Here is a 9,327-nt window from a genome sequence, read left to right as displayed (position 1 = left end):
GGACATCTACGCGCACTCGACGATCCAGGACCTGGCCGCTGCGTTCCCGGCCGCTGAGGCTTCTCCGGGCCGGCAGCACGCACCTGCGCAGAGTGCATCGACCGCCCCGTCCCAGTTCAGCCGGACACCGGATGAGCCGTTGACCAGCACACCGGAGGAGTCGCGGCTCGGGGCGCTGCCGTATGTGCTCTGCGGGGCGGCGCAGCTCTTCTTCTTCCTGCTCTTCTCGAGTGCGGGCGCTCTGGTCGCGATCGAGGGCTACACGTGGGTCACGGCCGGTTCCGGGACTGCCGGACTCTACGTCCGCGCGGTCCTGTTCAGCGTCGCGGTCTTCTTCGGCCTGTGCGCCGTTCCCGTCGTCGCCAAGTGGCTGCTCATCGGCCGCTTCACCCGCCGCCGGTTCCGGGTGTGGGGTCTTGGCTATCTGCGCTTCTGGTGCGTGAAGACCCTCATCCGCACCAGCCCGGCGCGACTGCTCGCCGGTTCACCTCTTTATGTGCTCTATCTGAGGGCCCTTGGCGCGCACATCGGGAAGGGCGTCACCGTTCTTTCGCGTGCCGTTCCGGTCTGCACCGACCTGCTCTCCATCGGTGACGGCACGGTCATCCGCAAGGATGTCTTCCTGTCCTGCTATCGGGCGCACGACGGCTGGATCGAGACGGGCCCGGTCACCCTCGGGGGAGGGGTGATCGTCCACGAGCAGACCGTGCTCGACATCGATACGTCGATGGGGGACTGCTCCCGGCTCGGCCATGCCTCCTCCCTCCACTCCGGGCAGGTGGTCCCGGCCGCCGAATCCTGGCACGGTTCCCCGGCGCAGCCGGCGACGACGGACTTCCCGACCGCGGAGCCTTCCCCGTGCGGCTTGCTGCGCAAGGCCCTCTACAGTCTGGGGCAGTTGGCGGCGATGCTGTTGGTGTACCTGCCGCTCACCGTGGCCGGTGTGAGCATCGCGCTGGCCCTGCTCCCGCAGTGGGGTGCGGTATTCAGTCCCGATACGCCAGCGGTCACGAACCCCGTGTTCTTCGTCGACGCGCTGCTCGCCTCCCTCGTGGCCTTCTTCGGTGCTCTGCTTGTGGGCCTTCTCCTGGTAGGCACTCTGCCCCGGCTGCTCAGCCTCACCATCAAGCCGAACAGAACCTATCCGCTGTACGGATTCCACTACGGAATCCAGCGGGCGATCCTGCGGCTGACCAACATCAGGTTCTTCACCACACTCTTCGGCGATAGTTCGGCGATCGTGCACTATCTGCGGCGCCTCGGATACGACCTGAGCCGTATCGAGCAGACCGGATCGAACTTCGGCACACTCGTCAAACACGACACCCCCTACCTCAGCACGGTCGGCAGCGGGACGTCGGTCGCCGACGGCCTGTCGATCATCAACGCGGACTTCTCCAGCACGTCCTTCCGCCTGTCCACGACGTCCATCGGCCCGCACAACTTCCTCGGCAACAACATCGCCTATCCCGCGGGCGGGCGCACGGGTGACAACTGCCTGCTCGCGACCAAGGTCATGGTCCCCGTCGACGGTCCCGTACGAGAAGGCGTGGGGCTGCTGGGCTCCCCCAGCTTCGAGATTCCACGCACCGTGCTGCGCGACACCCAGTTCGACCATCTGGCGACGGGCGAAGAGCTGCGGCGGCGTCTGGCGGCCAAGAACCGGCACAATGTGGTCACCGCGAGCCTGCACCTGCTGGCGCGTTGGTTCCACTTCTTCGTACTCTCCGTGATCGCCATGGCAGCCATCGACTTCTACCACTTCCACGGCCTGCCGGTACTCGCACTGGCGAGCCTGCTCACCATGGCGTTCACCATCGTCTTCTTCACCCTGATTGAGCGGGCCGTCACCCGTTTCCGCCCGCTGAAACCGCTGTACTGCTCGATCTACGACCCGTCCTTCTGGCGGCACGAACGCTTCTGGAAGCTGACGTCGCACCGCTACATGCAGGCATTCAACGGCACCCCGTTCAAAGCCGTGGTCTGGCGGCTGCTGGGCACCAAGGTCGGACGGCGGGTCTTCGACGACGGCTGCACGCTGATCGAGCGGACCCTCGTGTCCATTGGAGACGAGTGCACACTCAACGCCGCAAGCGTCATCCAGTCGCACTCCCAGGAAGACGGCGCCTTCAAGTCCGACCACGCCACGATCGGGCAGGGCGTGACCCTTGGCGTGGGTGCATTCGTCCACTACGGAACCGTTGTCGGCGACCGGGCCCAACTCGCCGCCGACACCTTCCTGATGAAGGGCGAGGAAGTACCAGCCCGAGCGCGGTGGGGCGGCAATCCGGCCACCGAACTGGCGCCCTCCTCGTGAATGACGAACGTGGAAATCGCGGCCTGGGCCTGGGAACACGGCATCGTCTCTTGAATCCAGTGGGTTCTGCGCCGTCAGGCCCACATCACTGAGGATTTCCCGTCAGCGCCGGTGGCGCGGTCCGGTCATCCGTGACGACAAGGTCGGCACCGGGGTGGCTTCGCTGCCCCAGTGACTCAGGTCGCGCTTCAGCGGCGCCGCCCCTGGACGCCTGGAGCAACGTCCACCGTGGTTCCCCTCAGGCCCTCCGCAGCCGCTGGTCCCTGCGCGACACCCGACACGATCCTGACCCTGACCCCCGACGAGGAGTACGGCGCCTATGACCGCTTCGCGGACCGCCTGGCGGCGGCCGCCATGACCGGCGACTTCATCGGCGAACGCGCCCTCTTCCGCAGCCAGTACTGAGACGAGGGCGCGATTCACCTTCGGCACCGGCATCCGACGTGGTCGGGTGCCCTCTGCTCACGGCCTAGAAGAAGCCCAGCTTCCTCGGTGAGTACGACACCAACAGGTTCTTCGTCTGCTGGTAGTGATCGAGCATCATCTTGTGCGTCTCACGCCCGATGCCCGACTGCTTGTAGCCGCCGAAGGCGGCATGGGCCGGATAGGCGTGGTAGCAGTTCGTCCAGACCCGGCCCGCCTGAATGGCACGTCCCGCCCGGTAGGCCTGGTTGATGTCCCGGGTCCATACGCCGGCGCCCAGCCCGTACCGCGTGTCGTTCGCCGCCGCGATGGCGTCGTCGAAGTCCGTGAAGGAGGCCACAGCGACCACCGGTCCGAAGATCTCCTCCTGGAAGACACGCATCCGGTTGTCACCCTCGAAGATCGTGGGCTGCACGTAGTAGCCGCCCGCGAGCTCCCCGTCGTACTCGATGCGCTGACCACCCGTCAGGATCTTCGCGCCTTCCTGCTGGCCGATGTCCAGATACGAAAGGATCTTCTGGAGCTGGTCGCCGGACGCCTGGGCGCCGATCATGGTGTCCGTGTCCAGGGGGTGGCCCGGCAGTATCGCCTCCGTACGGGCGATCGCCGCGTCGAGGAACTCGCCGTAGTGGCCCTGCTGGATCAGCGCCCGTGACGGGCAGGTGCACACTTCGCCCTGGTTGAGGGCGAACATGGTGAAACCCTCGAGCGCCTTGTCGCGCAACTCGTCGTCGGCGGCCCAGATGTCGTCGAAGAAGATGTTGGGCGACTTTCCGCCCAGCTCGAGCGTCACCGGCTTGATGTTCTCCGCGGCGTACTGCATGATCTGCCGCCCCGTCGTGGTCTCGCCGGTGAAGGCGACCTTGGCGATGCGCGGGCTGGACGCCAGGGGCTTTCCCGCCTCGACGCCGAAGCCGTTGACGATGTTGACGACTCCGGGTGGCAGCAGATCGGCGATCAGACCCATCAGGATGTGCACGGACGCCGGGGTCTGTTCCGCCGGCTTCAGCACGACGGTGTTGCCCGCGGCCAGCGCCGGGGCCAGTTTCCAGACCGCCATCAGGATCGGGAAGTTCCAGGGGATTATCTGCGCCACGACACCAAGCGGCTCGTGGAAGTGGTACGCGACCGTCGTGTCGTCGAGCTCGCTGAGTGAACCCTCCTGGGCGCGCAGCGCCCCCGCGAAATAGCGGAAGTGGTCGATGGCCAGCGGAATGTCGGCGGCCAGTGTTTCGCGTACCGGCTTTCCGTTCTCCCAGCTCTCCGCGACGGCGAGTTCCTCCAGATGGGCCTCCATCCGGTCGGCGATCCTCAGCAGGACGTTGGCCCTGGCCGTGGGCTCGGTGCGGCCCCAGGCCGGGGCGGCGGCGTGCGCCGCGTCCAGAGCACACTCGACGTCCTCCGCAGTGCCGCGGGCGATCTCGGTGAACGTCTGCCCGTTGACGGGGCTCGGGTTCTCGAAGTACTGGCCGCGTACCGGAGGCACGTACGCGCCGCCGATCCAGTGGTCGTAGCGGGCGGCGTAGCGGACGACGGAGCCCTGCGTGCCGGGTACCGCGAATCGAGTCATGAGTCCTCCCGGAGTCCACGCCGCCCGCCATCGAGCGGCGCTCGCGCCGAACCTAGGCGGCACCACGTTGCCGTCACGTTGCGACCACCGTGGAGGCCGGGGATGAGTCCGCTGATGCGTCAGGCGCCGTACTCCGCGTCCAGTGCCCGCGCCCGTGCCTGTGCCACCGGGCGCTGCGATGGTGGCAGCGCCGCCGCGAGCGCCCGCCAGACAGGGAGGTCGCCCTCACCCCAGGTGCTGTGTGCCCAGTCGGACAGCAGCCGGGGATCGGCCCGTGCGATCAGCGCCGTGCGTAGCTCGTCCACGAGGCAGCGGCGCAACCTTGCTATGCCGGGGGCGCTGGACCCCGGCAGCACGTGCCCCGCGTACACGCTCAATGCGGCGGCGACAGCGCCCGAGGCGAGATGCCGGGCCACCGTGCCGAAGTCCGATTCCGTCGCCATGGCGAGCCGGTAGGGCCGCGAGAGCAGCAGCCGCGGTCCGAGCAGTCCGCGCAGCCGCGAGAGTTCGGCACGCAGCGTCACCGGGCTGATGTGCTCGTCCTCGTACAGCTCGAGCAGCAGCTCGTCCCCGCTCAGGCCTTCGGGGTGGCGGGACAGGACGACGAGGATCTCGCTGTGGCGGCGGCTCAGCCGGAGCGTCCGGCCCTCCGCCACCAGCAGCGCCTCGTCCCGGCCCAAAGCAGTCAGCCGTATCTCATCGCCCACGGGCCGCGGTGCCACCAGAGCCAGGTGGGACTCCATGGCCCGCGCCACGGCACCCACGAAGGCCAGGCTGTGCGGATGGGCGAGCCGGTCACCGCCCGTGATGTCCACCGCGCCCAGCAGCTGTCCACTGCGCGGGTCGTGCACGGGCGCCGCAGCACAGGTCCAGTCGTGCACCGGTCTGCGGAAGTGCTCCGCGGCGAAGACCTGGACGGGACGGTCCACGGCGATCGCCGTCCCCGGTGCGTTCGTCCCGGCGATGGACTCGGACCACCGTGCGCCCTCCACGAAGTTCATCCCGCCGGCGAGGCGCCGAGCCCTGGGATGTCCCTCGACCCACAGCAGCCGTGCCTGGGCGTCGCACACCGCGACGAGGTGCTCGCCGTCCAGGGCGTAGCCCCCCATGAGTTCGCGGACGACCGGCATCACCCTCGACAGCGGATGTCCGTCGCGGTAGGCACCGAGCTCGTCATCGCCGAGCTCCACGCAGGCAGTGCCCTCCGGGGCCACCTGAGCCCGGGCGCACCGCCGCCATGACTCCGCCACCACCGGCCTCACGGTGCGCTCCACCCGGCCGGCGCTCGCGAAGCGTTCGTAGGCACGGCGGAGCTCGCCGAGTCGCCGCACGGGGTCCTTCCCCGCCGCCAGGGCCACCCAGGCATCGGACAACTCAGCCTCCCGGTAGGTGACTTCCTCCCGTGGCCATCGTGGCCCCCGGCCACGGAGCCGACAAGCATCGGAACCGGTCGTGCAACCGGCGGGACGTTGCCCGGACGGTCGTCCGGGCAACCACCCCACGGTCACGCACGGGGCGGCAGCCGGTGCAGCGTCACATCCGTCAGCGCCCCACCGGCGACCTCGACCGTCATGTACGTGCAGTACGGCTGCCGCCGGCGGTCCGTCGGAGAGCCCGGGTTCAGCAGCCGCAGCCCGTCTGCCGCGGTGGTGTCCCATGGGATGTGGCTGTGCCCGAAGACGAGTACGTCCAGATCCGGGAACCGCTCGGCGCACCGCCGCTCGCGTCCCTGCGCGGCACCCGTCTCGTGTACGACTCCGAAGCGCAGACCACCGAGGTCGGCGCGGGCTACCTCGGGCAACCGGGCACGTAGCGCAGGTCCGTCGTTGTTGCCGAACACCCCGATGACCCGATGCGCGTGCGCTTCGAACGCATCAAGGGTGGCCTCGTCCACCCAGTCACCCGCATGCACGACCGCATCGGCTCGCGCGATCTCCGCCAGCAAGAGTTCCGGCAGCACCCGGGCGCGCCGGGGCACATGGGTGTCAGATGTCAGCAGCAGCCGCATGGGTGTCCACTACCCCGCGTAGCCGTCCCCCCAGACATCTCCGGCCGAGGGCGAACACGCACGGCGCCTTCCCCGGCAGGCGCCAGGGTGGTGCTGGCCCCACCACGGGCCACCGGGCCATCCCCCGTTGCCTTCCGGATGGTCACCCCATGGTGGCGAAGGTCCTTGGATCCGTACGTTTCTCCAGGTCAGAGAAGTTTCATCGTCAAAAGACCGGAGAGCGAGATGTCCCAGGCCACCGTCATCGCAGACGTCGGCGCGCCGCACCCGGAGCCGGGCGGCAGGGCCACCGCCCGGGCGTCCGGCAGCGACTTCGCGCCGCTCCTGAGGGCCACGAAACAGCACGGCCTCCTTGATCGCCGCGCCGGCTGGTACGCGCGCACGATGGCATCGAACGGACTGGCGCTGGCCGTGGTCCTGACAGGCGTCGTTCTGATGGGCCCGTCCTGGTGGACGCTGCTGCTGGCCGTGCCGCTCGCGCTGTTCTCCGCGCGTGCCGCCTTCATCGCCCATGACGCCGGTCACGCACAGATATCTCCTCACCGGCGGACCAGCCGCATCATCCAGCTGATCCACGGAAACCTGCTGCTCGGCATGAGCCAGGACTGGTGGAACGACAAGCACAACCGCCACCACGCCAACCCCAACCATCTCGACAAGGACCCCGATGTCGCGCCGGACATCCTGGTCTTCAGCGAAGAACACGCAGGAGGACGCAGAGGGCTGCGGGGCTGGCTCACCCGCCACCAGGCAGCGCTGTTCTTCCCCCTGACCACCCTTGAGGGACTGGCTCTCAAGGTCTACGGCTTCCGGCACGTCTTCGGACGGTCGCCGGGGCGCCGGGCGTCCGCCCGGGGCCTGCTGGTCGAAGGCGGACTCCTCGTGGCACACGTCGCCGGGTACGCCGCCCTGCTGCTGACGGCCCTCACCCCACTCCAGGCCCTCGCCTTCGCTCTCCTGCACCAGATGCTGCTGGGCCTCCACCTGGGCATGGCCTTCGCACCCAACCACAAGGGCATGGAGATGCCCGACGGGACCCACGGCAGTGACTGGGGCCATGTACAGCGGCAGGTCCTGACCTCCCGCAACATACGGGGCGGCATCCTCACCGACTGGTTCCTGGGCGGGCTCAACTACCAGATCGAGCACCACCTCTTCCCGAGCATGCCGCGCCCCCATCTGAAACGCGTCCAGCCGCTGGTCCGGGCACACTGCCGCAGGCTCGGGCTGCCCTACACGGAAACGGGGCTGATCGACTCGTATCGCCAGGCCCTCGGCCATATGCATGCGGTGGGTGAGGAACTGCGCGCCGGTTAGCGCAGCCGCCGCCGCGGGAAGAACAGTCCTCCACAGGGGAACCGAGGACCGTGCGAAGGCGTTCTCTCAGCAGGTGCGGCCTCGGGGCCGCAAAGGAGGCATGACATGTCCACAGGTGCGAAGGTCGCCATCGGGGGAGTGGCCGTGGGCCTGCTCCTGATCCCGTTGATCGGGTTCTGGATGTCACTGCTGGTGATCGTCGGGGTGCCCGCCGTGGCCTACTTCGCGCTCGATCCCTCGCAGCGTCGCCGGCTCAGGAGGCTCAACCGCAGACAGATCGGCCGCTGACGCGCGGGGCGATTCAGGAAGAGCGTGTACGGCTCAGTGGGTGCGTGGGCTCACGAGGGGCGCACGGCCATCTTGTCCAGCGCCTCCAGCAGGCCGGGTAGCTCGGGGCCCCGGCCCACAGGCAGCACCTCGCCCGGCTCGTCGTCGAGGAGTACGAAGGCGATGTCGTCGGTGCGGGCCACGAGGGACCAGCCCGGTCCGTCGGCGCGGAGCATACGTGCGCCGTCCGGAGCGAAGGAGGACCGCACCCGTCCGATCGGCGGTGCCTCGTCCACATAGCTGTGCAGTTCCTTGAGCACCCGGCGAATGCCCTGGTGGGAAGGACCGGTCCCAGCGGTGCCCTTGCCGCCCGTGCCGGCCTCGCTGGTCGCCTCGGCGTTCTCGGTGTCCTTCTTCGGCTCGCCCGGCTGGACGAAGGTCACCTTCTCCGCCACCCGCTGGCGCCAGGTCGCCCACTGGACGGCGATCTCGTCCGCACCCATGCGGCGCTGGACAGATCCCCAGGTGTCCGTCGGGGGAGGAGTGAGACACGGCCGGCCCGCGTCCGCCTCAGCCGGGTCATGGGGAGCGGGGACACCCGGCGCGACAGTCACGACGGCCAGCGGCCAACCGGGCAGGACCTCGACCACGGTCCGGTCGCTGGGAGACAGGTCGTAGTCCATGCCGCAGTCCCAGGACGCGATGGCGACCGCCACCAGCGAGACATCGTCGACCACGACCGTCCAGCGAGCGCCCTCGGAGTCCTGGCCGAGGACAAGCCCGTACCCGTCGTCGTAGGGCTCGAGACCCAGCGACGCGCACGCCTCGGGGAAGTCGTCACCGAGCACACTCGGGAACTGCGCGGGCGTGAGCAGCAGGGCCGTGAGCACGTAGAGCGTGTCGTCGTCGGCGACCTCTTCCGTCGCGGCCACAGCACCCTCCCCTATCCGATCGTTCGTCGGCGCACCTTAACTAGGGGGTGGCCCTTCCGTCGAGTGTCTGAGGCAGGGAAACTGGCCGAACGAATGATCAGGTCAGGCCACGGGCAGCCCGAGCAGACTGCGAGCCACGGTCTGCGGTGACTCGTTCCGCTCGCGTGCGAGTGCGATGACCGCCCGGCAGGCCAGCTCGTTCACCCCGAAGGACAGGGCCTCGGGCGACACCCAGCCCGATGCCTCGTCGACCACCTGCTGATCGTCTTCGGCGCACGCAGACACGTAGGTCGCCGCCGCCTCGAATATGTTGTGCTGTCGCGCCCGTGCGGCGGGAGCCGGGGCTGCTTTCCGCCCGCCGCCCCGTTCGCCTGCGAGCACACTGCGGATCTTCTCCATCACCCTGGCGAACACCCCTGCCCCCTTCCCGACTCATTCACCCGTCTGTCCGATGGACACCGGTGCGAGGAGTCTGCCCAGATCCGGGCCTGAA

The 9,327-nt window shown here is 68.7% G+C and carries 9 protein-coding genes; 4 read left to right on the top strand and 5 right to left on the bottom strand.

The window, feature by feature from the left end:
- The coding region (locus tag ACFV6V_RS00520; protein ID WP_385556877.1) for a Pls/PosA family non-ribosomal peptide synthetase at positions 1-2,317 on the top strand (2,317 nt) is incomplete at its 5' end.
- 228 nt (positions 2,318-2,545) lie between these two features.
- Positions 2,546-2,722 (top strand): hypothetical protein, encoded by a 177-nt coding sequence (locus ACFV6V_RS00515; RefSeq protein ID WP_385556874.1) that lies wholly within the window; start codon positions 2,546-2,548, stop codon positions 2,720-2,722.
- Positions 2,723-2,786: 64 nt separating this feature from the next.
- Here the strand turns inward: ACFV6V_RS00515 and ACFV6V_RS00510 are convergent, their stop codons facing one another.
- The 3 genes from ACFV6V_RS00510 to ACFV6V_RS00500 all read right to left on the bottom strand — a co-directional run bounded on the left by ACFV6V_RS00510 (position 2,787) and on the right by ACFV6V_RS00500 (position 6,318).
- On the bottom strand, positions 2,787-4,310 hold the full coding sequence (locus ACFV6V_RS00510) for an aldehyde dehydrogenase family protein (RefSeq protein ID WP_385556871.1): 1,524 nt from the start codon (positions 4,308-4,310) through the stop codon (positions 2,787-2,789).
- Positions 4,311-4,429: 119 nt separating this feature from the next.
- The gene (locus tag ACFV6V_RS00505; RefSeq protein WP_385556868.1) at positions 4,430-5,683 is read right to left on the bottom strand and encodes a GAF domain-containing protein; all 1,254 of its coding nucleotides are present in this window, start codon (positions 5,681-5,683) and stop codon (positions 4,430-4,432) included.
- Positions 5,684-5,814: 131 nt separating this feature from the next.
- Positions 5,815-6,318, bottom strand: coding sequence for a metallophosphoesterase family protein (locus ACFV6V_RS00500; protein WP_385556865.1), 504 nt, complete (start codon positions 6,316-6,318; stop codon positions 5,815-5,817).
- Positions 6,319-6,543: 225 nt separating this feature from the next.
- Between ACFV6V_RS00500 and ACFV6V_RS00495 the strand changes: the two genes are divergently transcribed.
- Both ACFV6V_RS00495 and ACFV6V_RS00490 read left to right on the top strand, forming a co-directional pair.
- Entirely contained in the window at positions 6,544-7,635 is a 1,092-nt protein-coding gene (locus ACFV6V_RS00495) for a fatty acid desaturase family protein (protein WP_385556862.1), read from the top strand.
- Between the two features lie 105 nt (positions 7,636-7,740).
- The gene (locus ACFV6V_RS00490; RefSeq protein ID WP_385556859.1) at positions 7,741-7,923 is read left to right on the top strand and encodes a hypothetical protein; all 183 of its coding nucleotides are present in this window, start codon (positions 7,741-7,743) and stop codon (positions 7,921-7,923) included.
- 50 nt (positions 7,924-7,973) lie between these two features.
- Here ACFV6V_RS00490 and ACFV6V_RS00485 read toward each other — a convergent pair whose 3' ends face one another.
- Entirely contained in the window at positions 7,974-8,834 is an 861-nt protein-coding gene (locus ACFV6V_RS00485; protein ID WP_385556856.1) for a hypothetical protein, read from the bottom strand.
- A gap of 102 nt (positions 8,835-8,936) precedes the next feature.
- Complete coding sequence (locus ACFV6V_RS00480) at positions 8,937-9,248, bottom strand: hypothetical protein (RefSeq protein ID WP_385556853.1); 312 nt, start codon at positions 9,246-9,248, stop codon at positions 8,937-8,939.
- Between the last annotated feature and the right edge of the window lie 79 nt (positions 9,249-9,327).

Source organism: Streptomyces sp. NPDC059828 (assembly GCF_042731955.1).
Lineage (GTDB): Bacteria > Actinomycetota > Actinomycetes > Streptomycetales > Streptomycetaceae > Streptomyces.
The sequence above is the reverse complement of the archived record's forward strand: the minus strand, read 5'-3'. Positions and strand labels throughout refer to the sequence as shown.

What these genes read in the sequence shown, in the direction of transcription:
- ACFV6V_RS00510 (WP_385556871.1), bottom strand. Translation starts at nt 4,310, where the DNA reads ATGACTCGATTCGCGGTACCCGGCACGCAGGGCTCCGTCGTCCGCTAC.
- ACFV6V_RS00500 (WP_385556865.1), bottom strand. Translation starts at nt 6,318, where the DNA reads ATGCGGCTGCTGCTGACATCTGACACCCATGTGCCCCGGCGCGCCCGG.
- ACFV6V_RS00495 (WP_385556862.1), top strand. Translation starts at nt 6,544, where the DNA reads ATGTCCCAGGCCACCGTCATCGCAGACGTCGGCGCGCCGCACCCGGAG.
- ACFV6V_RS00490 (WP_385556859.1), top strand. Translation starts at nt 7,741, where the DNA reads ATGTCCACAGGTGCGAAGGTCGCCATCGGGGGAGTGGCCGTGGGCCTG.